Source organism: Frigoribacterium sp. CFBP9029, from assembly GCF_034045305.1.
In the GTDB taxonomy this organism is placed as follows: domain Bacteria; phylum Actinomycetota; class Actinomycetes; order Actinomycetales; family Microbacteriaceae; genus Frigoribacterium.
In genome coordinates this window covers 20,657-44,166 of sequence record NZ_JAXCWB010000008.1, presented here as the reverse complement: position 1 = coordinate 44,166, position 23,510 = coordinate 20,657, and the positions used below count along the sequence as shown (strand labels likewise).

27 protein-coding genes are annotated in these 23,510 nt (G+C 71.2%); 10 read left to right on the top strand and 17 right to left on the bottom strand.

The window, feature by feature from the left end; genetic code table 11:
- Positions 1 to 91 precede the first annotated feature (91 nt).
- The 11 genes from SOM11_RS11460 to SOM11_RS11410 all read right to left on the bottom strand — a co-directional run bounded on the left by SOM11_RS11460 (position 92) and on the right by SOM11_RS11410 (position 9,469).
- Complete coding sequence (locus SOM11_RS11460) at positions 92 to 1,249, bottom strand: YihY/virulence factor BrkB family protein (protein ID WP_320478077.1); 1,158 nt, start codon at positions 1,247 to 1,249, stop codon at positions 92 to 94.
- Between the two features lie 125 nt (positions 1,250 to 1,374).
- On the bottom strand, positions 1,375 to 1,764 hold the full coding sequence (locus tag SOM11_RS11455) for a DUF3618 domain-containing protein (RefSeq protein ID WP_320478076.1): 390 nt from the start codon (positions 1,762 to 1,764) through the stop codon (positions 1,375 to 1,377).
- Positions 1,745 to 2,173, bottom strand: a complete 429-nt coding sequence (locus SOM11_RS11450; protein WP_192061622.1) for a phage holin family protein — start codon at positions 2,171 to 2,173, stop codon at positions 1,745 to 1,747. Before SOM11_RS11450 ends, SOM11_RS11455 begins: the two co-directional genes overlap by 20 nt.
- Entirely contained in the window at positions 2,166 to 2,570 is a 405-nt protein-coding gene (locus tag SOM11_RS11445; RefSeq protein WP_192061623.1) for a YtxH domain-containing protein, read from the bottom strand. The genes SOM11_RS11450 and SOM11_RS11445 overlap by 8 nt, the downstream gene beginning before the upstream one ends.
- A 79-nt stretch (positions 2,571 to 2,649) precedes the next feature.
- Positions 2,650 to 4,023 carry a glycosyltransferase 87 family protein gene (locus SOM11_RS11440; RefSeq protein WP_192061624.1) on the bottom strand — a complete coding sequence of 458 codons (1,374 nt, stop codon included), beginning with the start codon at positions 4,021 to 4,023 and terminating at the stop codon, positions 2,650 to 2,652.
- A 117-nt stretch (positions 4,024 to 4,140) separates the two neighbouring features.
- Positions 4,141 to 5,121 carry a prenyltransferase gene (locus SOM11_RS11435; protein ID WP_320478075.1) on the bottom strand — a complete coding sequence of 327 codons (981 nt, stop codon included), beginning with the start codon at positions 5,119 to 5,121 and terminating at the stop codon, positions 4,141 to 4,143.
- Positions 5,118 to 5,474: a lycopene cyclase domain-containing protein gene (locus SOM11_RS11430; RefSeq protein WP_192061626.1), complete on the bottom strand. Its 357-nt coding sequence runs from the start codon at positions 5,472 to 5,474 to the stop codon at positions 5,118 to 5,120. The genes SOM11_RS11435 and SOM11_RS11430 overlap by 4 nt, the downstream gene beginning before the upstream one ends.
- Positions 5,471 to 5,812: a lycopene cyclase domain-containing protein gene (locus tag SOM11_RS11425; RefSeq protein WP_243215270.1), complete on the bottom strand. Its 342-nt coding sequence runs from the start codon at positions 5,810 to 5,812 to the stop codon at positions 5,471 to 5,473. The genes SOM11_RS11430 and SOM11_RS11425 overlap by 4 nt, the downstream gene beginning before the upstream one ends.
- Positions 5,812 to 7,512, bottom strand: coding sequence for a phytoene desaturase family protein (crtI, locus tag SOM11_RS11420; protein WP_320478074.1), 1,701 nt, complete (start codon positions 7,510 to 7,512; stop codon positions 5,812 to 5,814). The genes SOM11_RS11425 and crtI overlap by 1 nt, the downstream gene beginning before the upstream one ends.
- Positions 7,509 to 8,402 carry a phytoene/squalene synthase family protein gene (locus SOM11_RS11415; RefSeq protein ID WP_192061629.1) on the bottom strand — a complete coding sequence of 298 codons (894 nt, stop codon included), beginning with the start codon at positions 8,400 to 8,402 and terminating at the stop codon, positions 7,509 to 7,511. Before SOM11_RS11415 ends, crtI begins: the two co-directional genes overlap by 4 nt.
- Positions 8,399 to 9,469 carry a polyprenyl synthetase family protein gene (locus SOM11_RS11410; RefSeq protein ID WP_243215272.1) on the bottom strand — a complete coding sequence of 357 codons (1,071 nt, stop codon included), beginning with the start codon at positions 9,467 to 9,469 and terminating at the stop codon, positions 8,399 to 8,401. Before SOM11_RS11410 ends, SOM11_RS11415 begins: the two co-directional genes overlap by 4 nt.
- Positions 9,470 to 9,488: 19 nt before the next feature.
- Here SOM11_RS11410 and idi point away from each other — a divergent pair, with 19 nt between their 5' ends.
- Together idi and SOM11_RS11400 are read left to right on the top strand one after the other, a co-directional pair.
- Entirely contained in the window at positions 9,489 to 10,064 is a 576-nt protein-coding gene (gene idi, locus SOM11_RS11405; RefSeq protein ID WP_243215273.1) for an isopentenyl-diphosphate Delta-isomerase, read from the top strand.
- Positions 10,065 to 10,220: 156 nt separating this feature from the next.
- Complete coding sequence (locus SOM11_RS11400; protein ID WP_320478073.1) at positions 10,221 to 10,421, top strand: hypothetical protein; 201 nt, start codon at positions 10,221 to 10,223, stop codon at positions 10,419 to 10,421.
- Between the two features lie 103 nt (positions 10,422 to 10,524).
- On the opposite strand, the gene SOM11_RS11395 is transcribed toward SOM11_RS11400, so the two are convergent.
- Complete coding sequence (locus tag SOM11_RS11395; protein WP_192061633.1) at positions 10,525 to 11,637, bottom strand: fatty acid desaturase family protein; 1,113 nt, start codon at positions 11,635 to 11,637, stop codon at positions 10,525 to 10,527.
- A 187-nt stretch (positions 11,638 to 11,824) separates the two neighbouring features.
- Here SOM11_RS11395 and SOM11_RS11390 point away from each other — a divergent pair, with 187 nt between their 5' ends.
- On the top strand, positions 11,825 to 12,502 hold the full coding sequence (locus SOM11_RS11390) for an HdeD family acid-resistance protein (protein WP_320478072.1): 678 nt from the start codon (positions 11,825 to 11,827) through the stop codon (positions 12,500 to 12,502).
- On the top strand, positions 12,499 to 12,744 hold the full coding sequence (locus tag SOM11_RS11385) for a hypothetical protein (protein WP_192061634.1): 246 nt from the start codon (positions 12,499 to 12,501) through the stop codon (positions 12,742 to 12,744). The genes SOM11_RS11390 and SOM11_RS11385 overlap by 4 nt, the downstream gene beginning before the upstream one ends.
- A gap of 220 nt (positions 12,745 to 12,964) precedes the next feature.
- Here SOM11_RS11385 and purB read toward each other — a convergent pair whose 3' ends face one another.
- From purB to SOM11_RS11370, 3 genes are read right to left on the bottom strand one after another with little or no spacing between them, the layout of a single operon-like run.
- Entirely contained in the window at positions 12,965 to 14,347 is a 1,383-nt protein-coding gene (purB, locus tag SOM11_RS11380) for an adenylosuccinate lyase (protein ID WP_320478071.1), read from the bottom strand.
- Positions 14,344 to 14,802 (bottom strand): low molecular weight protein-tyrosine-phosphatase, encoded by a 459-nt coding sequence (locus tag SOM11_RS11375; RefSeq protein ID WP_192061668.1) that lies wholly within the window; start codon positions 14,800 to 14,802, stop codon positions 14,344 to 14,346. The genes purB and SOM11_RS11375 overlap by 4 nt, the downstream gene beginning before the upstream one ends.
- A gap of 50 nt (positions 14,803 to 14,852) precedes the next feature.
- On the bottom strand, positions 14,853 to 15,260 hold the full coding sequence (locus SOM11_RS11370; RefSeq protein WP_192061636.1) for a phage holin family protein: 408 nt from the start codon (positions 15,258 to 15,260) through the stop codon (positions 14,853 to 14,855).
- Between the two features lie 106 nt (positions 15,261 to 15,366).
- On the opposite strand from SOM11_RS11370, the gene SOM11_RS11365 reads away from it, so the two are divergent.
- The 5 genes from SOM11_RS11365 to SOM11_RS11345 all read left to right on the top strand — a co-directional run bounded on the left by SOM11_RS11365 (position 15,367) and on the right by SOM11_RS11345 (position 21,147).
- On the top strand, positions 15,367 to 16,434 hold the full coding sequence (locus SOM11_RS11365) for a histidinol-phosphate transaminase (RefSeq protein WP_192061669.1): 1,068 nt from the start codon (positions 15,367 to 15,369) through the stop codon (positions 16,432 to 16,434).
- Positions 16,435 to 16,464: 30 nt separating this feature from the next.
- Positions 16,465 to 17,631 carry a thiamine pyrophosphate-dependent dehydrogenase E1 component subunit alpha gene (locus SOM11_RS11360; RefSeq protein ID WP_192061637.1) on the top strand — a complete coding sequence of 389 codons (1,167 nt, stop codon included), beginning with the start codon at positions 16,465 to 16,467 and terminating at the stop codon, positions 17,629 to 17,631.
- Positions 17,628 to 18,674 (top strand): alpha-ketoacid dehydrogenase subunit beta, encoded by a 1,047-nt coding sequence (locus SOM11_RS11355; protein ID WP_192061638.1) that lies wholly within the window; start codon positions 17,628 to 17,630, stop codon positions 18,672 to 18,674. Before SOM11_RS11360 ends, SOM11_RS11355 begins: the two co-directional genes overlap by 4 nt.
- An 11-nt stretch (positions 18,675 to 18,685) precedes the next feature.
- Entirely contained in the window at positions 18,686 to 20,272 is a 1,587-nt protein-coding gene (locus tag SOM11_RS11350) for a dihydrolipoamide acetyltransferase family protein (RefSeq protein WP_320478070.1), read from the top strand.
- Positions 20,273 to 20,412: 140 nt separating this feature from the next.
- On the top strand, positions 20,413 to 21,147 hold the full coding sequence (locus SOM11_RS11345; protein WP_192061640.1) for a GntR family transcriptional regulator: 735 nt from the start codon (positions 20,413 to 20,415) through the stop codon (positions 21,145 to 21,147).
- A gap of 19 nt (positions 21,148 to 21,166) precedes the next feature.
- Here SOM11_RS11345 and SOM11_RS11340 read toward each other — a convergent pair whose 3' ends face one another.
- Together SOM11_RS11340 and SOM11_RS11335 are read right to left on the bottom strand one after the other, a co-directional pair.
- A complete protein-coding gene (locus tag SOM11_RS11340) occupies positions 21,167 to 21,640 on the bottom strand; it encodes a PTS glucose transporter subunit IIA (protein WP_320478069.1) in 474 nt (157 codons plus the stop codon).
- On the bottom strand, positions 21,637 to 21,873 hold the full coding sequence (locus SOM11_RS11335; protein ID WP_320478068.1) for a glucose PTS transporter subunit EIIB: 237 nt from the start codon (positions 21,871 to 21,873) through the stop codon (positions 21,637 to 21,639). The genes SOM11_RS11340 and SOM11_RS11335 overlap by 4 nt, the downstream gene beginning before the upstream one ends.
- A gap of 201 nt (positions 21,874 to 22,074) precedes the next feature.
- On the opposite strand from SOM11_RS11335, the gene SOM11_RS11330 reads away from it, so the two are divergent.
- A complete protein-coding gene (locus SOM11_RS11330) occupies positions 22,075 to 23,340 on the top strand; it encodes a PTS transporter subunit EIIC (protein WP_320478067.1) in 1,266 nt (421 codons plus the stop codon).
- The last annotated feature ends 170 nt before the right edge of the window (positions 23,341 to 23,510 follow it).

Below are 23,510 nucleotides of genomic sequence, written 5' to 3'. Positions count from 1 at the left end.
GTAACACGCGGCCAGCCCGGCGCGCGGCCAGCCCGGCGCGCGGCCGGCGTGGCACGCGGCCAACCCGGCACGCGGCCAGCCCGGCGCGCGCTCAGTCGCGGCGCTTGCCCGAGTCGGGCTCGCCGGGCTCCGGGTGCTCGTCCGACGGGGCCGAACCGCCCTCGCCGTCGGCCTCGGGTCGCTCCTCGCCCTGACGCGCCATCTCGGCGGCCGCCGCCTGGCGCAGGCGCATGCCCTCGAGCTCGTCCTTGGCGAGCGCGGCGGCCTTCTTCTCGGTCTGCGCCGTGTCGCGCGGCGGCAGCAGGATCGCGCTCTCGGCCTTCATGCCGGCCTGCAGCTGACGTCCGCGCTCGAGCTCGGCGTCGAACTCCGCGCCGAAGAGCAGCGCGTTGTTGGTGATCCAGAGCCAGAGCAGGAACACGATCACGGCGCCGAGCGAGCCGTAGGTCGCGTTGTAGTTCGAGAAGTTCGCGACGTAGAAGCCGAAGCCGACCGACGCGATCAGCCAGATGACCAGGGCGACGAGCGACCCGATGCTCATCCACTTGAACTTCGGCTGCTTGATGTTCGGGGCCCAGTAGTAGAGCACGGCCACGATCACGATGGCGATCACCGCGAGCACGGGCCACTTGACGATGTTCCAGACGAAGACCGCTGTCGAGCCGAGTCCGACCAGGTCGCCGACCGTCTGGGCGACGGGCCCGCTGAGCACGAGGATCAGCCCGGCCGCGACGATCAGCACGACCGTGAACGCGGTGACGCCGAGCATCGTCGGGCGCAGCTTCCAGATCGGGCGACCCTCGTCGATGCCGTAGATGCGGTTCATGGCGCGCCCGAAGCCGCCGACGAACCCGGAGGCCGACCACAGCGCGCCGAGCACACCGACGATCAGGGCGACGCCGGCCGCCGGCGACCCGGTCAGCTGCTCGATCGGGCCCTCGAGCAGCTTCGCGACGTCGGGCGACCCCAGCTGCCGGATGATGTCGAGCACCGCGTCGGCCGTCGCCCCGGCCTGCCCGACGACCCCGAGCAGCGACACGATCGCCAGCAGGGCCGGGAAGATCGCGAGCACGGCGTAGTAGGTCAGACCCGCGGCGAGGTCGGTGCACTGGTCGCGGGTGAACTCGCGGAGCGTCTTGCCGAGCACGTACCCCCACGAGGGCTTCGACACGTCGGTCAGCTCCTGCGGTTTGCGCTCGTCGTCCGCCGACGGCGCCTGCTGCTCGCGCTCGGTGCTCTTCTGGGCCATGGGGTGTCCTGTCGTGGAGATGCGGGTGGTGAGCCCAGGAGGCGCGGTGCCGGTCGCGAGGACCGCCACCGCGCCGAGGCGGTCGCCGCCGGCCGGCCGATACCGGCCGGTCGGCGCCGAGGCGGTCAGCGCCGGGCGACCTTGACGACGCCGGCGACGATGGCCGCCAGGCCGGCGGCGCCCGCGGCGGCCGCCGCGACGACCGGCTTCGGGTCGTCGGAGTACCGCCGCTTGACGCTCGCCTTGAGGCGGCGGGCGTGCGCCGGCACGCTGAGCTTGTCTTCGATGGCGTCGAGCGTGGCCGCGAACTCCTCGCGGGTGCGCGCGAGGTCGAGCTCGATCTCGGGGATGCTCGCGCCGGGGCGCGGGCCCTTCTCGTCTTCCGGGGCCGTCTCGTCGCGGGAGCCGCCGGACTTCTCGGCCCGCGCCTCCTCGGCCCTCGCCTCGGCGAGCTCGCGCTCGGGGTCGGGCTTCGGCTCGTTCTTCCCGGCCGGGTCAGTGCTGCGGGGAGTCATAGGTTCCCTGGCCCTTCAGAGCGGTGACGTCGGCCTTGACGCTGGCGACCGTCTTCTCGGGGGTCGGCGGCACGCCCTTCTTCAGCGCCTTGACGCCCAGCAGGGCGAGCACGGCGGTGATGATCAGCAGCACGGCGGCGACGATCAGGGCGGCCAACCACGGGGCCACGACGGTCGACAGCCCCAGCACGGCAGCGGTCAGCAGCACCGCGAGCAGGAAGAACCCGAAGAGCGCGGCGCCGACGAGCAGACCCGCACCGACCCCGACCTCTTTCAGCTTCGTCGAGAGCTCGGTCTTGGCGAGTGCGATCTCACCGCGGATGAGGCGCGAGATCAGCTCGGGCAGGCTGCCGAGCAGCGAGCCGAGCGACTTCTTCGTGCTCTCCTGCGGGTTCTTGAGGTCAGTCACCGACGCTCACTCCCGGGAGCTTCGAGGTGCCGTTGTCGCGGTCGCCGGTGTCGGCGTCGCCCTTGTCGGCACCGGTGGCGGATGCGCCCTTCGATCCCACCTCGTCGGCCTTGGCCTTCGCCTGGTCGGCGACCTTGTCGGCCTTCTTCGTGGCGGACTTGACGGTCGACTGGGCGGCGGAGGCGGCGTCGTTCGCGACGTCCTTCAGCTTGGATCCGACGACGGGGGCGTTGTCCTTGACGAAGTCCTCCGCCTGGTGGACGGTCTTCTGCACCGAGGGGTTCTCCCACAGATCGCCGGCGCGGTCCTTGATCTTGATGTAGGCGCCACGGCCCGCGCGGGCTCCGAGGACGTACCCGACAGCCGCTCCTGCGACGAAGAGGATCTTGCCTTTCATGAGTGCTCCTAGTTGCTCGTTGTCGTGCTCTGGACTCTCCACGCTGCCACAGCACGGCCCGGGAGGCCCAGATTGACCTCTATCGGGCGGATCTCAGCCCGATGCCGACGGCCTCGGGCGTCAGAGGGCGCCCGGTGACGCCGACGGCCGCCAGCGCGGCGGCCACGACCCGCAGCACGCACCAGCCGAAGAGCACCACGATCAGCACGTTGCGGGCCGCGAGCACCACCACCGCGAACGGATTCAGATCGAGGAGGGGCAGGTACAGGATCGGGAACACGAGCGTCGTCAGCCCGGCCGACCAGCCGATGAGCAGGGCCGGCACCCGGAACTGCTCGGGCCGGAGCGCCAGCCCGACCGCGACGACGGGCGCGATCCACAGCACGTACTGCGGCGAGCCGACCTTGTTGAGGGCGACGAACGTGGTCGTCAGCGCGAGGGCGCCGAGCAGCACGACGCCGGTCTCATCGACGGCCCGGGCACCGCGACGGGCACCGGGCAGACCCAGGGCGGCGACGGCGACGAGCACGGCCAGCGCGAACAGCACCCCGAACATCAGACCGGTGCTGCCGTTGATCAGCACCGAGGCGCCGGGCCCCATGACCTCGTTCGTCGCGAGCCCCACGTTCTCGTAGACGGAGGCGCCGGGCACCCCGAGCATCGCCATCCAGAGCCAGGGGGTAGCCATCGGCGCCTCGACCTGCAGGCCGCGGCTCGACTGCATCGTGACGAAGCTGTCGAGGTGCGAGGCGCCGCCGCCCACGACGACGAGCCCCACGATGGCCGCGCTCGTCGCGACGCCCGCCCCGACGATGGAGCCCCGACGGCGCGACACCGCGACGGCGGCGGCGACGACCGCGGCGGGCCAGACCTTGATCCAGGTCGCGAGGGCGAGCAGCGCGCCGGCGACCCTCGGCCGGGTGGCGAGCATCAGCAGCCCGGCCACGACGAGCGGGGCGCTGAACCCCTCGAGCCGCAGGAACGCCACGGGGCTCAGCAGGAACAGGATGAGCAGCCACCACCAGGCGGCCGTGGCGTCGACGGTGCGTCGCCCGCGGTCGGTGAGCAGCCAGAGCGCCCCGGCGTTGACGGCGGTCAGCAGCAGCAGCCAGACGAACTGGTAGAGCGACTCGCCCAGGATGTTCGACAGCACGATCGGCCCGAGCGCACCCGCGGGGTAGACCCAGTCGAAGTCGAGCACCGGCCAACGGCCGTCGGCGAGCGCGCCGCTCGCCCACGAACGGTAGAGCGGGAGGTCGCCGGTGACGTCGCCGGTGAGCATCATCGGCGTCAGGGCGAGCATCACGGTGAGGTGCAGGCTGACGAACGCCCACCAGATCGCGTGCGGGTGCCGGCGGATGACCGCCCAGCGCTCGGCGACGCGGTGCCCCGTGTCGTTCCAGGCACGGGCCCGGCGGAGGGCGGCGGCGGATCGACTGAGGCGAGGACTCACGACGCGACCATAGGGGGCGTACCTATCACGGAGGTGAACATCGGGAGGCGCGTCGGTCCGTCCGCCGCCTCGGGCCACGGCCGTCTCGCGCCAGGGCCGTCTCGGGCCGGGGCCGTCTCAGGCCAGGGCGACCCACCAGATGAGCAGCATCGTCGTGACGAAGCCCGACAGGAAGTTCAGCGTCAGGAACCGCTTCCAGCCGCGGTTGACGCCCTCCGCGTCGGCGTCGGCGACGTTCCACCACGGGGCGCAGCTGATCGCGTAGACCACGGGGATGATCGCCGCGATCGGGCCGGGGAACTCGGTGAGGGTCATCAGCACCCCGGCGAGGAGGTACGCCACGACCGAGAACCGGACGGTCGCCTTCGCCCCGATCACCGTCGCGATCGACGCGATGCCGCCCTCGCGGTCGGCGAGGACGTCCTGGACGGCGCCGAACGCGTGACTGGCCATCCCCCAGAGGAAGAACGCGCCCAGCAGCGCGACGAGCTGCGGCGTGACGGTCGCGCCGGCGAGCGCTAGCCCGTAGACGGCGGGGCTGACGAAGTGGGTGCTCGACGTGATCGAGTCGACGAACGGGCGCTCCTTGAAGCGGAGCCCGGGCGCCGAGTAGGCGATGACGGCGAAGACGCTGATCGCCAGCACGAGCCAGCTGAGCGGGCTTCCGACGATCACCAGGAAGATCAGGAACGGCACGTTGGTGACGAGGGCGGCCCACAGCGTCGTGCGGTGCAGACCGCGGTCGAGCAGCGCGCCCTCGACCCCGCCCTTGCGCGGGTTGCGGAGGTCGCTCTCGTAGTCGAAGACGTCGTTGATGCCGTACATCGCGAGGTTGTAGGGCACCAGGAAGTACACGATGCCGACGATCGCGATCAGCCAGGGCACGGCGCCGAAGTCGAAGGCGTCAGTCGCACCCGACGACAGGACGATGGCGACGGTGCTCGCACCGTCGGAGCCGATCGGCATCGACGAACCGCCGAATGCGTACATCGGATCCGAGCTCGCCGACGTCAGGATGAACGCCGCCGCGAACGGGAACGCCGTGTTGATCCAGCTGAGGGGCCGCGACGACCAGAACAGGGCGGTCAACGTCTTCATGAGCGCGCCTCCTTCGGGGCCCGGCGTCCGCCGAGCAGGGTCCACACCGACGGCAGCAGCACGAGCGCGGCCACCGAGTAGGCGAAGTCCTCGAGGGGGGCGATGCCGATCTTCACGCCGCTGATGCGGTCGGGCGCGTAGTCGACCAGGCCGACCCCGATCATGATGTTGTCGAAGACGGCGGTCATCAGCAGCAGCACGACCGTCGAGAGGCCGGCCGCGCGCACGCGGGCGACACGGGCGGCCGAGGAGGCGCGCTCGGCCCGACCGCGCCACCAGGCAGCCAGCACGGCGGCCCCCGCCACCACGGCCACGAGCGCGAGGAACACGGCGTTGATCGCCCAGTACGTCATGAGGCGCCGCCCTCTCGACCGGAGGCGCGACGATCGACGATCAGCCGCGTGCCGGCGAGGAGGTTCATCGTCAGGTAGCAGAGCAGCGTCAGGAAGAAGACCTCTTCGAGCGGCAGCTCGGGGGCGATCTGGATGCCGGTCATGAACGACGTCTCGCCTCGGAAGAACACCCCGGTGTCGATGCCGACGATGTCCCAGATCAGGAAGAACACGACGCCGACCAGCAGCGTCACGAACGCCCGCGGGGCGTCACGCCAGAAGAACAGCGTGAACCGGCGGTCGAGCATCGCCATGCCGAAGATCGAGATGCAGAGGGCGACGAGGTAGAGCAGGCCCATCAGGCGGCGGACTCGGACCGGGGAGGCGCGCTCGAGGTCGACTCGCCCGGCTCGGGCAGCGGCTCGGTGCTGCGGTCGCCGCGCAGGTTCTTCAGCAGGATCTCGGCGCTGATCAGGCACATCGGCAGACCGATGCCGGGTCGCACCGAGCCGCCGACGTAGAAGAGGTTCTCGACGTGCTCGGACGTGTTGCCGGCGCGGAACATCGCGCTCTGGTCGAGGGTGTGTGCCGGGCCGAGCATGCTGCCGCTCCAGGCGTTGACGTCGTCGACGAAGTCGCGGGGGCCGCGGGTGCGCCGCAGGACGACGCGGTCGGCGAGGTCGGAGACGCCCGTCCAGCTCGCGATCTGCTCGATCACGAGGTCGGCGAGCCGCTCGATCAGCGTGTCGCCGTCTCCGTCGACGTCGCCGCGACCGAGCGCCGGGTCGGCGGGCAGCGGGACGAGCACGAAGAGATTCGTGTGACCCTCGGGCGCGGTCGACGGGTCGACGGTGCTCGGCTTGCAGACGTAGAGCGAGGGCGGGTCGGGGATGCGCTTGTCGGCCCCGAAGATGCGGTCGAAGTTCTCGTGCCAGTCGTTCGCGAACAGCAGCGTGTGGTGCTCGAGCTCGGGGATCTCGCCCTCGACGCCGAGGTACATCAGCAGGGCGCTCGGCCCCGGGTCGCGCTTCGTCCAGTAGTCGTCGTCGAAGGTGCGGAGCGACGGGGGCAGCATCGTGGTCTCGATGTGGTGCAGATCGGCGGCCCCGACCACCACGTCGGCCTCGAGGCGCTGCGCCTCGCCGTCGGCGTCGACGTACTCGACCCCGGTGACGACGCCCCGCGAGCGCACCCGACCGGCACGACCCTCGCCGACGACGGGCTCGGCGGTCGTCACGCGCGTGACCGACGCCTCGGTCTCGATGCGCACCCCCGCCTCGCGGGCCACGCGCTCGATCGCGTCGATGACGGTGATCAGGCCGCCGCGCGGGTAGAGCACGCCGTCGTCGAGGTCGAGCGTGCTCATCAGGTGGTACATGCTCGGCGTCTTGAACGGCGAGGATCCGAGGAACACCGCGGGGTAGCCGAGGATCTGCCGCAGTCGCGGCTCCTTCACCGTGCGCGACGCGAACGTGTCGAGGTCTTGGAGCAGGAGGCGCGCGAGCTTCGGCAGACGGACGACGACGTCTCCGCGCAGCAGGGGCCCGACGCTCTCGAAGCTCGTGTAGAGGAACCTCTGCTTGGCCATCTCGTACGTGTCGCGGGCCGACCGCAGGTAGCTGCGCATGCGGTCGCCGCTGCCGGGCTCGATCGACTCGAACAGCGCGACGTTCTCTTCGAGACCGCGGGGGACGTCGATGGGCGCGTCGGACCCGCCGTCGGCCGACGGCTCGAAGTAGACGCGGTAGCCGGGGTCGAGCTCGACGAGGTCGAGCTGCTCGGCCGACGACGTGCCCATCAGCCGGAAGAAGTGGTCGAACACCTCGGGCATCAGGTACCAGCTGGGGCCGAGGTCGAAGCGGAACCCGTCGTGGCTCCACGAGCCGGCGCGACCGCCGACGGCGTCGTTCTTCTCGAGCAGCACGACGTCGTGGCCCTCGCGGGCGAGCAGCGCCGCCGAGGCCAGACCGCTGATGCCGCCGCCGATCACGACGGCGCGCGAGCCGTGCCGCTCGACGGTGGTGTCTCCGGTGGCGCGGTCGAGCCAGGGTGTGCTCACGAGGTCCTCTCGGCGGGGCGGTCGGGGATGCGGGTGGTGCGGCCGGCGGCGGACGCGAGGGCGATGCGGACCTTCACCGGGTCGGGCACGCGCACACGGGCGCGGATGAGCGAGGAGGCGGGGGTCGCCTCGAGACGGCGGTTCAACTCGGCGAACAGGCCGTGCGCCAGGGCGACCGCGCGTCGCGACGTCGCGGGCAGCACCGGGATGATGTCGCCGGCGACCCGCAGGTCGTCGTCGATGTCGGCCACGAGGCGGGCCTTGGTGGCCTCGTCGAACGAGCCGACGTCGACCCCGGGGAAGTAGCTGCGGCCGAGCTGCTCGAAGTCGGCCGCGAGGTCGCGCAGGAAGTTCACCTTCTGGAAGGCCGCGCCGAGGCGCCGGGCGCCCTCGTCGAGCTCGGCGACGGTCGACGACGGGAACGCGTGCCCGAGGAGGAACGCACGGAGGCACATGAGACCGACGACCTCGGCCGAGCCGTGGACGTAGCGGTCGAACGACTCGGCGTCGTGCTCGCGGGCGCTGAGGTCGGCGCGCATCGAGGCGAAGAAGGGGCGGGTCAGCTCGCTGCCGAAGCCGGCGGTGCGAGCGGTGCGGGCGAAGGCGTGCACGACGAGGTTCGCGCTGAAGCCCGTCTCGATCGCCCGCTCGGTCTCGGCCTCGAACTCGTCGAGGCACCGCGCGGACGACTCGGGGTCGAGGCCCGCCTCGGCGGCCGGCCCGTCGACGATCTCGTCGGCGACCCGCACCAGCGCGTAGACGTTCTCGACGTGCTGACGGACGTCGGCCCCGAGGAGGCGCGAGGCCAGCCCGAACGACGTCGAGTACCGACGGATCACCCCCGACGCCGTCTGGTCGGCGACGGTGTCGTACAGCGCGAGGCCGGTCATCGGACCCTCTCGAGGACGGTCGAGACGAGCGGGCTGAGGGCGTCTCGGAGGGCGTCGCCGATCGCGGGGCCCTCGAGCACGGCCAGGGCCCGTGCCGCGTGCTGCTCGACGAGCGTCTCGGCGAACGACCGGGCACCGCACGCCTCGAGCCTGCTCCGCACGTGCGCGGCCTCGTCGGGGGTCAGATCGGCCTTGCCGACGAAGGGCTGGATCGCGAACCACTGGTCGGTCGTCGCGGCATGCGCGATCAGCACGGTGCGCTTGCCCTCGCGGAGGTCGCCGAGCGTCGTCTTGCCCGTGCTCTCTTCGGTGCCGAAGACGCCGAGCAGGTCGTCGACCAGCTGATAGGCGACCCCGACCTCGCGGCCGAACTCGCCGACCGCGTCGACGACGTCGTCGCCGGCCCCGGCCAGGACGGCGCCGGCCTGCAGCGGGGCCTCGAACGAGTAGACCGCGGTCTTCGCGCGCTCCATGTTCAGGATCTCGTCGACCGTCGGCACGTCGTCCGACAGCGAGAGCTCGACGTCGACCATCTCGCCGCCGGCGCTGACGAAGATGGCCTCGTCGAGGATGTCGAGGAGGCGCGCCTGGACCCCGCTCTCGCACCGCACCTGCATGAGGAGGCGGCTCGCACCGGTCAGCGCGAGGTCGCCTGCGATGACGGCGGCCGACATGCCCCGGTGCTCGGCTGCGGGCGTCGAGAGACCGGCGGTCGTCGCGGTGTCGCGGTAGCTGCCCGAGACGTTCGGGATGCCGCGCCGTGAGAAGTCGCGGTCGATGACGTCGTCGTGCACGATGAGGGCGGTGTGCAGCAGCTCGAAGGCCGCCCCGACACCCGCCACGGCGTCTTCGTCGCCACCGCCCAGGGCGTCGTACGCCGTGAAGACCATGCGCGGGCGGAACCGCTTGCCGCCGGCGCTGTTGCGCTCGAGCACGGACCAGAGATCGACGTAGCGCGAGCCGACCGACTCGGCCCGGCGTTTGGCCAGGCTGAAGAAGCCGTCGAGGACGGCGTCGACACGCTCATGCCGCTCCCGCGTCCGTTCGCGAAGAAGTTCACCGTCCACGCCAGGCAGACTACCTCTCATGACATCCGAGAAACCCTCCTCAGCGGTCGAGCCCCACGAGATCGCTCCGGGGCCGCAGGCCGAGCTGGTCGTGCTGCTCGACGAGTCGGGCGAACCGGTCGGGACGACCGAGAAGGCGACCGTCCACACCGCCACCACGCCCCTGCACCTCGCCTTCAGCTGCCACGTCGTCGACGACCTCGGTCGTGTGCTCGTGACCCGGCGCGCCCTGTCGAAGAAGACCTGGCCCGGTGTCTGGACGAACTCGTACTGCGGCCACCCGGCCCCCGGCGAGACGCCGGCCGACGCCGTCCGCCGCCGCGCCTCGCAGGAGCTGGGCATCGAGGTCAGCGACGTCGAGGTCATCCTCCCCGACTTCCGCTACATCGCCACCGACGCCTCGGGCGTCGTCGAGAACGAGATCTGCCCCGTGTTCACCGCCCGGGTGGTCGGCACGCCCGACCCGTCGCCCGACGAGGTCGCCGAGTGGGCCTGGGTCGATCCGGCCGAGCTCCGCCGCGCCGTGGCCGCCGCGCCCTTCGCCTTCAGCCCGTGGCTCGGGTGGCAGCTGGAGGCGTGGCCCGCGACCGCGTGACGCCCGCCGGGTCGGCGACCCGCGCCTCCTCGGCTGGTCCGCTCCTAGCAGCGTCGCCGCGCCCTGGCAACCCCCTTCACCGCGTTCGGCGCCGTCTCTAGGTTGGGAGCGTCCCCGCGCGACCGCCGGGGCTCATTCGCGGAGGGCGGACCGATCGTGACGAGCACCTATCGGAGCGACCCGGCCACCGAACCCGTCCGGATCGTCGGCTACTCGAAGCCCCGCACCCGCACGTCCGACGACGTGACCGACCACCGTCGGCAGAACGTCGCGGCCGGCCGACCCCGACCGGACGCCGACTCCCGCGTGCGGTACGTGGACTTCCTCGTCACGCGACGCGACGGCCGGACGGCCTGAACGACGGACCGCCCCGCCGCTCGACGGATCGAGGGGCGGGGCGGTCTGCGGTCGACCTGCTCGCGATCGGCGCGCTGGGCGACCGGTGCTGCGAGCGAGCGACTCAGCGGGGGCGCAGCTGCTGGGCGGCCGGGCAGTCGAACGGATCGCGGGCGGCGAGCCCGACCCGGTTCAGGTACCGGACGACGATCCCGTACGACTTCGTGATCGTGGTCTCGGTGTACGGGATGTCGTAGGAGGCGCAGTGCTGCTTCACGAGGCGGCTCGCGGCCCGCAGATGCGGGCGCGCCATGCTCGGGAACAGGTGGTGCTCGACCTGGTAGTTCAGCCCGCCCATGAACGCGGTCGAGAAGCGGCCCGTGATGTTGCGCGACGTCAGCACCTGCTTGCTGAGGAAGTCGACCTTGGCGCCCTCGGGGATGATCGGCATGCCCTTGTGGTTCGGGGCGAACGACGAGCCCATGTAGAGACCGAACACGGCCATCTGCACGCCGATGAACGCGAACGCCATGCCGAGCGGCAGGAACCAGAACACGACGCCGAAGTACAGGGCCAGACGCACGGCGATGAGCGTGATCTCGAGCGCACGGCCCTCGACCTTCTGACGCCCCAGCAGCGTGCGGAACGACGTCACGTGCAGGTTGACGCCCTCGCCGAGCAGCAGCGGGAAGAAGAAGTAGCCCTGGCGGCGCGTGATGAAGCCGAGCACGCCCCGCTGCTTCGCGGCGTCCTCTTCGAGGAACGAGATCGTGTCGAAGGCGATGTCGGGGTCTTTGCCCTTGGTGTTCGGGTTCGCGTGGTGACGCGTGTGCTTCGTCATCCACCACGCGTAGCTGATGCCGACGACCCCGGCGGCCAGCACGCGGCCGACCTTGTCGTTCGTCGTGCCCGACGCGAAGACCTGACGGTGCGACGCCTCGTGGGTGAGGAACGCGAACTGCGTGAGGATGACCCCGAGCGCCGCGGCGATCAGCAGCTGGAACCAGCTCGACCCGAGCAGGACGAAGCCGGTGGCGGCACCGCCGAGGCTCAGCACGAGCACGACGAAGACGGTGATGTAGAAGCCGGTGCGACGCTTGAGGAGACCCGCGTCGCGCACGCTCTTCAGCAGCTCGGAGTAGGTGCTCGTCGGCTTGCTGACCCGGCCGGGGACGGTGGCCCGGAAACCGGAGTCGGCGAAGCGGTCGGTGGTCGGGGATGGTGCAACGGACGTCATCGGGCTCCGGCGGTGGTCGACTTCCCAGCCGCGTGTCGTGAGCGATGCGCCCTTGGATGTAGCGACCGTAAGGGAGCCCCCTGGGTAACCGTCGTGAGAAGGGGTGAGCGACGGGTGATCGTCCCGGAGGCCTGTCAGGGGAGGGGCGGTAAACTCCTCGGGTTCCCCGACGCCCGAAAGAGGTCCCGTGTCTGCCCATCCCGACGCTGCCCGCAGCGCGCGCTACTGGCCGGTCCCGCTGCTCCGCGCGGTGCCCGCCCTGGCGATGGGCGTGATCATCACGTTCTCACCCGACCATTCGGCCCGCATCGGGCTCATCGTCTTCGGGGCGGCGACCCTGGTCGCCGGGCTCGTCCTCGCGCTCGGCGCGGCGACCCGCCTGTCGTCCGACCCGTCGAGCCGGACGATGCAGCTGGTGCAGGGCGTCGTGGGTCTCCTGGCCGGCATCGCGGCGCTCGTCTTCTCGTCGGGCGGGCTGACCGTGCTCGTCGCCGTCGTCCTGGCCTGGGCCTTCGTGACCGGGGCACTCGAGCTCGTCACGGGTCTGCGGCGTCGCGGCCGCTCGCCGCTCGCCCGTGACTGGACGACCGTCGGGGCGCTGACGCTCGCGCTCGCCCTGGCCTTCGTGCTCGTGCCGCCCGATTACGCCCGCGAGCTCGGCGGCATCGAGCGGATCGAGGGCGTGCTGACCTCGTCGACCGTGCTGGTCGGCCTGCTGGGCGCGTACGGTGCCCTCGTCGGCGTGTTCCTCGTGATCGCGGGCCTGTCGCTCAAGTGGCAGACCACGACACCCGACCCGGCGGGGATCCCCGCCCACCCCGCTTCAGACGCCGACACCAGTTCAGACGGAGTACCCCAGAGATGACCCAACCCAGCTGGCGCGACCGCGTCCGCCCCGCCGAGTTCCTCGGCCTCAGCGCGGTGTTCGCCGTGTTCATCGGCGTCGTCGTGCTGCTCACCACCCGCGAACTCGACCTCGCGCTGATCTTCCTCTGCATCGGCTTCATCGTCGCCCTCGTCGTGATCGCCATGCTCGCCCTCGCGGCGAAGCCCAACGACGACGAGCAGCACGAGCTCGACGACGCCGACAAGCCGCGCGGGCACTGACCGGCGCCGGCGGGACCCGCCGACCCGCGCCTCCTCGGCTCCGCCCCGCGCAGTTCTGGGCGGTGCGGTGCGCTGCAGTTCTGCGCGGTGCAGTTCGGTGCACTGCGGTTCTGCGCGCTGCCGGCGGGTTCGGCGGGTTCCCGTCACTCGCGGCGGGTCAGCGCTGACCCGCCCCCGATGACACGAACCCGCCGAAGCGCGCCGGCGCACGAGTGGCGGGCTACGCCAGGCGGTCGACCAGCTGCGACGCGATGCCCGTGTACGTCGGCGGTGTCAGCGCGGTGAGCCGGCGCTTCGCGTCGTCGCCGATGTCGAGCCCCTCGACGAACGCGATGAGCTCGGCCTGCCCGACCCGCTTGCCCCGGGTGAGCTCCTTCAGCATCGCGTAGGGATCGGCGATCGACGAGCGGCCGGCGACGACCTCGGCGCGGATCACCGTCTGGATCGCCTCGCCGAGCACCTCCCAGTTCGAGTCGAGGTCGGCTTCGAGGGCGACCGTGCCGACGGCGATCTCGCCGAGCCCGCGGCGCAGGTTGTCGAGCGCGAGCATCGAGTGACCGAACGCGACGCCGATGTTGCGCTGCGTCGACGAGTCGGTCAGGTCGCGCTGCTGGCGTGAGGTGACGAGCGTCGAGGCGAGCGAGTCGAGCAGGGCGCACGAGAGCTCGAGGTTCGCCTCGGCGTTCTCGAACCGGATGGGGTTGATCTTGTGCGGCATCGTCGACGAGCCCGTCGCGCCGACCTGCGGGATCTGCGTGAAGTACCCCATCGAGATGTACGACCAGACGTCGGTCGCGAGGTTGTGCAGCACCCGGTTCGCGTGGGCGACGCGCGAGTACAGCTCGGCCTGCCAGTCGTGCGACTCGATCTGCGTGGTGAGCGGGTTCCAGACGAGGCCGAGGCTGTCCTCGACGAAGGCCCGCGAGATCTCGGGCCAGTCGGCCGACGGGTCGGCGACGACGTGCGCCGAGAACGTGCCCGTCGCGCCGCTGAACTTGCCGAGGTACTCGGTCGCGACGATCTGCGCGCGGAGGCGCTGCAGGCGGTGCACGAAGACCGCGAACTCCTTGCCGACCGTGGTCGGGGTCGCGGGCTGGCCGTGCGTGTGGGCGAGCATCGGCACGTCGCGGGCGTCGGTCGACCAGCGCGTCAGGGCGTCGATCACGGCGTCGAAGGCGGGCAGCCAGACCTCGGCGACGGCGGCCTTGACGGTGACGGCGTACGAGAGGTTGTTGATGTCCTCGCTGGTGCAGGCGAAGTGGGTCAGCTCGGCGATCGAGTCGAGGCCGAGGTCGGTCAGGCGCGCCCGCACGTAGTACTCGACGGCCTTGACGTCGTGGCGGGTGGTGGCCTCGAGACCGGCGAGCTCGTCGATGGCGTCTTGACCGAAGTCGGCGACGATCGCCCGGAGCGCCCGCTTCTGCGACTCGTCGAGCGGGCTCGAGCCGAAGGCCCCGCGCTCGGTCTGCGCGATCAGCCACTCGACCTCGACGTGCACGCGGGCACGGTTGAGACCGGCCTCGCTGAGGTGGTCGCCGAGCGAGCCGACGGAGGCGCGGTACCGGCCGTCGAGGGGGCTGAGGGGCTGAGGGGGCAACGTCATGAGGGTCCCTTGCGGAGTGCTGGTTCGATCTGGCGGAAGAGTGCGGCGCACGACTGCTCGACCAGGTCGAGGACCGTGTCGAACATCGCGGCGTCTGAGTAGTACGGATCGGGGACGTCGGTGCCCGTCACACCCGCACGCGCGGCCGCGGCGGGATCGAACGTCAGCAGCAGCTGCACCTTCGACCGGTCGGCGTCGTTCGTCGCCCACGAGCGGAGGATGCGCTCCTGCCCCCGGTCGAACGCGACGACGAGGTCGTGCCGCGCGAAGTCGTCGGTGGCGAACTGCTTCGCCCGGTGACGCGAGCCATCGTATCCGCGGGCCGCGAGGGCGGTCTCCGTGCGCGGGTCGGCGCCTTCGCCGACGTGCCAGTCGCCGGTGCCGGCGGACGAGATGACGAGGTCGTCGCCGTGCCCGGCCGCGTCGGCGAGCGACCGCAGCACCGTCTCGGCCATGGGCGAGCGGCAGATGTTGCCGGTGCAGACGAAGCAGACGCTGAAGCGGTTCACCGCCGGCGGTCGCCGGACTCGACGATCGGGCGGACGACGATGCCGATCAGCCAGGCCAGGATCGCGAGCACGAGGGCGCCGAGCACGCCCCACCAGAAGCCCTCGATCTCGAGGCCGAAGCCGATCAGGCCCGAGATCCAGGCGACGATGCCGAGCAGCAGCCCGTTGACGATCAGCGACACGAGCCCGAGGGTGAGGACGTAGAGGGGGAACGCGACGACCCGGATCGCCGTGCCGACGACGCCGTTGACCACGCCGAAGATCAGCGCGACGAGCAGGTACGTCAGCACCGTCTCGGTGGTGCCGCCCACGCCGTAGGGGTCGACGTCGACACCCGACACGATCAGGGTGGTCAGCCAGAGGGCCACGGCGTTGATGAGCAGCCTCACGATGAATCGGGTCATCCCCCCATCATGCCGAACGGGCGCCCTCGCGCGGTAGTGCGGCGTCCCACCGAGGAGGCGCGGTGCCGCGTCATCCGTCGGTGGCAGCCCCTAGGGTGGCCGGGTGATGACTCCCGTTCGACTTCGCCCCGAGATCGCCGCCCTGCCGCCGTACCGACAGGGCAAGCAGGCGTCGCCCGACGCCTTCAAGCTGTCGTCGAACGAGAACCCGTTCGAGCCGCTGCCGGCCGTCGTCGAGGCCCTCCGCGGCGCCGTCACGGTCAACCGCTACCCCGACGCGACGGCCGCGGCGCTCCGCGGCGCCCTGGCCGAGAAGTTCGGCGTCACCATCGACGAGGTGCACGTCGGCGCGGGGTCCGTCTCGCTGCTGCTGCAGTTCATCCAGGCCGCCGCCGCCCCCGGCGACGAGGTCGTCTACGCCTGGCGCTCGTTCGAGGCCTACCCGGGGCTCGTCACCGTGGCCGGTGCGACCAGCGTGCAGGTGCCCACCCGCGCCGACGGCAGCCACGACCTCGAAGCCATGGCCGCGGCCGTCACCGACCGCACGCGCCTGGTCGTCGTCTGCTCGCCGAACAACCCGTCGGGCACCACGGTCACCACCCACGAGTTCGAGACCTTCATGTCGGCCGTCCCCGACGACCTCCTGGTGATCCTCGACGAGGCCTACGCCGAGTTCGTCACCGACCCCGACGCGGTCGACGGCGAGTCGCTGACCGAGCGCCACCCGAACCTCGTCGTGCTCCGCACCTTCTCGAAGGCGTACGGGCTGGCGGCACTGCGCGTCGGGTACGCGATCGGCGCCTCCTCGGTGCTCGACGCCGCTCGGGCCACCGCCATCCCGCTGTCGGTCACCGAGCAGGGGCAGGCGGCCGCGCTCGCGTCGCTCGCCCACGAGTCCGAGCTGATGACCCGCGTCGACCGGATCGCCATGCTGCGCGACCAGGTGCGACAGGCGCTGATCGACCAGGGCTGGGACGTCCCGGCAGCCCAGGGCAACTTCGTCTGGCTGCCCACGGGCGAGCAGACCGCCACCGCCGCGGGCGTCTTCGCCGACCACGGGATCATCGTCCGGCCGTTCGCGCCCGAGGGCATCCGCATCACGATCGGCGAGCCGTCGTCGGTCGACAGACTGCTGCACGCGGCCCAGCAGGTGCGCCTGAACACATCACTCTGACGGCATGTAGCCGCCGGTAGAATGGTCGTCATGTCTTCCATCGATGCGGAACACGGCGTCACGACGGTCCAGCTGCTCAGCCCGACGGGCGAGCTCGTCGAATCCGACGCCGGTGCCGAGTTCCAGCCCTACATCGACGCCCTCGGCGACGACCGGTTGCGCGCCATGCACCGCGACATGGTCCTCACCCGTCGCTTCGACCGCGAGGCCGCCGCGCTCGCCCGTCAGGGGCAGCTCGCCCTGTGGGTGCCGAGCCACGGTCAGGAGGGGGCCCAGGTCGGCGTCGCGCACGCGTCGAGGCCGCACGACCACCTCTTCCCCTCGTACCGCGAGCACGCCGTCGCCCTGGCCAAGGGAGTCGACCCGGTCGACATCCTCCGCCTGCTGCGCGGCCACACCCACGGTGGCTGGAACCCGGCCGAACGCGGCAACTTCCACGTCTACACGCTCGTGATCGGGTCGCAGACCCTGCACGCCACGGGCTACGCGATGGGCCTCACGATCGACGGCAAGACGGGCAGCGGCGACCCCGAGGTCGACGAGGCCGTCATCACCTTCTTCGGCGACGGCGCCACCAGTCAGGGCGACGTCAGCGAGGCGCTGGTCTTCGCGGCGAGCTTCCAGACCCCCGAGCTGTTCTTCCTGCAGAACAACCAGTGGGCGATCAGCGTGCCCGTCGCCACCCAGTCGCGCACCCCGCTGGTCAACCGCGCCATCGGCTTCGGCGTGCCCGGCACCCGCATCGACGGCAACGACGTGCTCGCCAGCTACGCGGTCAGCCGCCGCGACCTCGACGCCGCCCGCAGCGGCGGCGGTCCGCGCTTCATCGAGGCGATGACGTACCGCATCGGCGCGCACACGTCGTCCGACGACCCGACCAAGTACCGCACCGACGACGAGCTGCAGAGCTGGATCGCCCGCGACCCGATCGACCGCTTCGAGGCGTTCCTCCGCTCGCGCGGCGAGGGCGACGCGTTCTTCGCCGGGCTCGAGGCCGAGGGCGACGACCTCGGTGCCGACATCCGTCGCCGCACGCTCGAGCTGCCGAAGCCCGAGGCGTCGTCGATGTTCGAGCACGTCTACTCCGAACCGCACCCCGTCATGCGCGAACAGCGCGAATGGCTGGCCTCGTACGAGAACAGCTTCGGCCCGACCGCCGACCCGACCACGGCCGACACCGACGGAGGACGCGCATGACCGACACCGCCCCGAACCCGACCACGACGGCCGACGCGACGGCCGCCGGCGAGCCGACCCGCGCCTCCCTCGAGACCATGCCGCTCGGCCGCGCCATCAACGCCGGTCTCCGCAAGGCCCTGGCCGACGACCCCCGCGTGCTGCTGATGGGTGAGGACATCGGCACGCTCGGCGGCGTGTTCCGCGTGACCGAGGGGCTGCAGGCCGAGTTCGGCGCGAACCGCGTCATCGATACGCCCCTCGCCGAGTCGGGCATCGTCGGCACAGCCATCGGACTCGCGATGGGCGGGTTCCGACCCGTCGTCGAGATCCAGTTCGACGGCTTCATCTACCCGGGCTTCGACCAGATCACGTCGCAGCTGGCCAAGATGACGGCACGCCACGAGGGCACCCTGCAGATGCCCGTCGTCATCCGGGTGCCGTACGGCGGGCACATCGGCGCGGTCGAGCACCACCAGGAGAGCCCCGAGGCGTACTTCGCCCACACGGCCGGCCTGCGGGTCGTCAGCCCGAGCACCCCGCACGACGCGTACTGGATGATCCAGGAGGCCATCGCGTCGAACGACCCGGTCATGTTCTTCGAGCCCAAGAGCCGCTACTGGCCCAAGGGCGAGGTCGACCGCACCGACCCGCACGCGCCGCTGCACGCCAGCCGCGTCGTCCGCACCGGCACCGAGGTCACGCTGCTCGGCCACGGCGCCATGGTCAGCACTCTGCTGCAGGCCGCCGAGATCGCCGCCGCCGAGGGCATCAGCGTCGAGGTCGTCGACCTGCGCTCGCTGTCGCCGGTCGACTACGGCCCCATCCTCGAGTCGGTCCGGAAGACCGGCCGACTCGTCGTCGCCCAAGAAGCCCCCGGCTTCGTCAGCGTCGGCTCCGAGATCGCCGCGACGGTCGCCGAGAAGGCGTTCTACTCGCTCGAGGCCCCCGTGCTGCGGGTCAGCGGCTTCGACACCCCGTTCCCTCCGGCGAAGCTCGAGACGCTGTATCTGCCTGACGCCGATCGCGTCCTCGAAGCCGTCGACCGCGCCCTCGCGTACTGAGAGAGATCTTCATGACCAGCGAATTCGCTCTGCCCGACGTCGGCGAGGGCCTCACCGAGGCCGAGATCGTCGAATGGCGGGTCGCCCCGGGCGACACCGTCCAGATCAACCAGGTGCTCGTCGAGATCGAGACGGCCAAGTCGCTCGTCGAGCTGCCGTCGCCCTTCGCGGGCGTCGTCGAGAGCGTGCTGGTCGCCTCGGGCGAGACGGTCGACGTCGGCACGCCGATCATCCGCATCGGCGACGGAGGCGCGCCCCGCACCCCGGGCGACCGCGCCGCCGAAGCCGAGGCGTCCGAATCGGGTGGACTCGCCCGCACCGCCCAGGTCGTCTCGCAGAACGAGCAGGCGCTGTCCGAGCAGCGGGCCAGGGGTCTCGACACCGCGTCGATCCCGGTCGTGACTACCCGCGCCTCCTCGGGGGCGGACGACGCTGCCGCCGCGGCACCTGCGGCTGCTCCCATCGCCACCGCGCCCGCCGCACCGGCTGCGCCCGCCGCACCGGCTCCGTCGGCGGAGGACGTCGCGGCCGGCGGCGGCACCGGCTCGGTCGCCTCGGCACCCGCCGACTCGGACGACAGCGGCTCGGGGGCCGTGCTCGTGGGCTACGGGGCCGCGGGCGGATCGGGCTCGACCCGACGCCGCAAGCCCGCCCAGACCGAGGTCGACGCCCGTCAGCTGCGCGTCGCCGAGCAGGCCCGCCGCCGCCCGACCACGTCGGTGCCGGCCGCGCAGGCCCTGCCGATCATCGCGAAGCCGCCGATCCGCAAGCTCGCCAAGGACCTCGAGGTCGACCTGTCGATCGTCCAGCCCACCGGTCTCGCCGGCGAGGTCACCCGCGACGACGTGATCCGCCACGCGCAGCAGGCCAGCGTGTTCCGCAACATCGAGACGCCCGAGTGGGGCGAGGAGCGCATCGAGCGGATCCCCGTCAAGGGCGTCCGCAAGGCGATCGCCCGGGCGATGACCTCGTCGGCGTTCACCGCGCCGCACGTCAGCCTGTTCGTCGACGTCGACGCGACCCGCACGATGGAGTTCGTGAAGCGCCTCAAGGCGTCGCCGCAGTTCGCCGGCGTCAAGGTCTCGCCCCTGCTGATCATGGCGAAGGCGATCATCTGGGCCGTGCGTCGCAACCCGATGGTGAACAGCGCGTGGACCGATAAGGAGATCCTCGTGCGGCACTTCGTCAACCTCGGCATCGCCGCGGCGACCCCGCGCGGGCTGATCGTGCCGAACGTGAAAGAGGCGCAGTCGATGAGCCTCCTCCAGCTCGCGCAGGCGCTCGAGCAGCTCACCCTCACGGCACGCGACGGCAAGACGACGCCGACCGACATGCAAGACGGAACCATCACCATCACGAACATCGGCGTCTTCGGCATGGACACCGGCACGCCGATCCTCAACCCGGGCGAGGTCGCCATCGTCGCCCTGGGCACGATCAAGCAGAAGCCGTGGGTCGTCGACGGCGAGGTCCGCAGCCGCATGGTGACGACGATCGGCGCCAGCTTCGACCACCGCGTGGTCGACGGCGACGTCGCGAGCCGCTTCGTGGCAGACGTCGCGAGCGTGCTCGAAGAGCCGGCGCTGCTGCTCGACTGAGCCGGCTCTGCCATCCAGGAGGCGCGGTGCGGGGAGTCCCGCACCGCGCCTCCTCGGCGTCCTGTCGTAGGGTCGTGTCGACGACACGTCATGACCGGACGGGACCACCGCCGGTCGACTCGAGGAGGGGCCGGTCCGCCATGCCGCAGCACATCGTCGACGGGTCGGTGCCGAAGCACGAGCAGCTCCGCGGCATCCTGCAGGAGATGGCGGCGACCGAGCTGCCCGCCGGCGCCGCCGTGCCGAGCGAGCGCCAGCTGATGGCCGACTACGGCGTCAGCCGCATCACAGTGCGGGAGGCGGTCGGCCAGCTGGTCAACGAGGGCTGGCTCACCCGGGTGCGCGGCAAGGGCACCTTCGTGGCCCACCGCGTGGTGCAGTCGACCCTGCACCTGGCCTCGTTCACCAGCGAGATGACGTCGCTCGGGCATGTTCCGAGCACGGTCGTGCTGGTGCGCGACGAGGCCGTGCCTCCTGCCGACACCGCCGCGGCGCTCGAGATCGCACCCGGCGAGACCGCGTTCCGGGTGAAGCGCCTGCGCCTCGCCGACGGCGAACCGGTCAGCATCGACGACGCGTGGTTCCCGGCCGCGCGCTTCGCCGGGCTGTTCGACCACGACCTGACCCTGTCGCTCTACCGCCTCTTCGGCGACGAATACGACCTGCCCGTCACCCGCGCCCGGCAGACGGTCTCTGCGGAGGGCGCCTCGGCCGAGACGGCGACGCTGCTCGGCACGCGCGACGGCGCGCCCGTGCTGTTCTTCGACCGCGTGTCGTACTCGGGCGACGTGCCGGTCGAGCACTCGGCGACCTGGTACCGCTCCGACCGCTACCGCGTGTCGATGCAGGTGTCGTCGACGGAGCCGCAGGGCTGACCCGAGCCCGGCGCCGCGGTCAGACGGTGAAGAGGGCGTCGCCCGGCGCGACCGACGTGCCCACCGCCTCCTGCGACACGGTGTCGGGTGCGCTGTCGAGCACGACGACGGGGCAGACCGCCGAGTAGCCCGCCTCGGCGACGACGGCCGGGTCGAAGGTCACGACGAGCTCGCCCGCGGCGACGTTCGCGCCCTCGGCGACGGCCAGCTCGAAGCCCGAGCCGCCGAGCTTCACGGTGTCGATGCCGACGTGCACGAGCACGCCGACGCCCGAGTCGTGCACGACGACGAACGCGTGCGGGTGCAGCTTGACGACCTCGCCGGCGATCGGCGAGAACACGGCCACGAGACCGGCACCGGCACCCCGCCCCGCAGGAGGCGCGCTCGGCTCGATCGCGACGCCCGCCCCCACCAGCTGGCCGGCGAACACCGCGTCGGGCACGTCGGCGAGCGCCACGACCCGCCCGGCGACCGGGGCCGTGACGACCGTCACGCGTCGAGGAGGTCGTTGATGTCTTCGGCGAGGGTGTCGGCGATGGTGCCCACGATCACCTGGACGCTGCCGCCGGCGTGGACGACGGCGGTCGCACCGGCCGCCTTGAGGGCGGCGTCGTCGACCAGCGAGACGTCTTTGACGTCGGTGCGCAGGCGGGTGATGCAGCCTTCGATCTCGTCGATGTTGTCGGCGCCGCCGAGTCCGTCGATCATGGCCTGTGCTTTCGACATGAGCTGTTCTCCTCCATCGCGGGTGACATGACCCGGTTCTGCTGACACGGAACGCGGGTTCCCAGTTGACACCATCCGCCGGTCTGAGGAAACTACCACTCACTGGTCATGACCGGACAGGACCGGACAGGCCTCAGATCGACCGGCACCGTGCCCACGACGATGCCCCGGCCGACTGCTCATCGACGAGAGGATCCGCGCATGACGACGTCCGAGACCGAGGCCGCACCGGCCGCAGCGCCGAAGAGGGGTGCCGGCGCGTTCGCCGTGCTGCAGCGCCTCGGGCGCAGCCTCATGCTGCCCATCGCGGTGCTCCCCGCCGCGGGGCTGCTCCTCCGGCTGGGCCAGCCCGACCTGCTCGGGGGCATCCCCGGGTTCGAGACCGGAGGTTCGGTCATCAGCGCGGCGGGCAACGCGGTCTTCACCTGGCTGCCGCTGATCTTCGCGGTGGGCATCGCGATCGGCTGGGCGAAGAAGTCCGACGGCTCGACGGCCCTGGCCGCCGTGGTCGGCTACATGGTCATCGACGGCGTGTTCGAGGCCATGTCCCCTCTCGTGCTGGCGGGCGAGACGACGGCGACCGGCGATCCGGCGGTCATCGACTACGGCGTGCTCGGCGGCATCGTCATGGGTCTGCTGTCCGCGGTGCTCTGGCAGCGCTTCTACCGGACGAAGCTGCCCGAGTTCCTCGGCTTCTTCTCCGGCCGTCGACTGGTGCCGATCCTCACGGCCGGCACGGGTCTGGTCGTCGGCGTCGTCATGTCGTTCGTCTACCCGATCTTCAACGCGGCGCTCACCTGGGTGGGCACGGCCGTGGCGTCCAACGACGTGGTCGGCGGCGGTGTCTACGGGGTCGTCAACCGCCTCCTGATCCCCACGGGTCTGCACCACATCCTGAACAACATCGTGTGGTTCCTGGTGGGCGACTACTCGGGCGCCGACGGCACGGTCTACCGCGGCGACCTGACCCGGTTCTTCCAGGGCGACCCGAGCGCCGGCGTCTTCATGACCGGGTTCTTCCCGATCTTCATGTTCGCCCTGCCCGCCGCGGCCCTCGCGATCTGGCGTCACGCCCGCCCCGAGAAGAAGAAGCTGATCGGCGGCATCATGCTGTCGACCGCGCTGACGGCCTTCCTGACGGGCATCACCGAGCCACTCGAGTTCTCGTTCATGTTCGTCGCCTGGCCGCTCTACGTGGTGCACGCTGTGCTGACGGGCACCTCGATGATGCTGGTCAACGCGCTCGACATCCACACCGGGTTCTCGTTCTCGGCGGGTCTGATCGACTACGTGCTGAACTTCTCGATCTCGCAGAACTCGATCTGGCTGATCCCGATCGGGCTCGGCTACGCCGTCGTCTACTACGTCATCTTCAGCTTCGTGATCAAGAAGTGGAACCTCAAGACACCGGGTCGCGAAGACGACGACGCGAGCGCCGAGTCGGTCGAGGCCGCCACGAAGGCGTAGCCGCGCTCGCACTCCGGGGCACCAGACCCCAGCGGATCGCCGAGGCCCTCGTGCGCACACGGGGGTCTCAGCGCGTTCCCGGGGTCTCGGCGGTTCCGAGGAGGCGCGTCGCGGGTCGGCAGCCGAGCCGCGCCTCCTCGTCTTGACAATCATTATCAGTAGCAATAGCG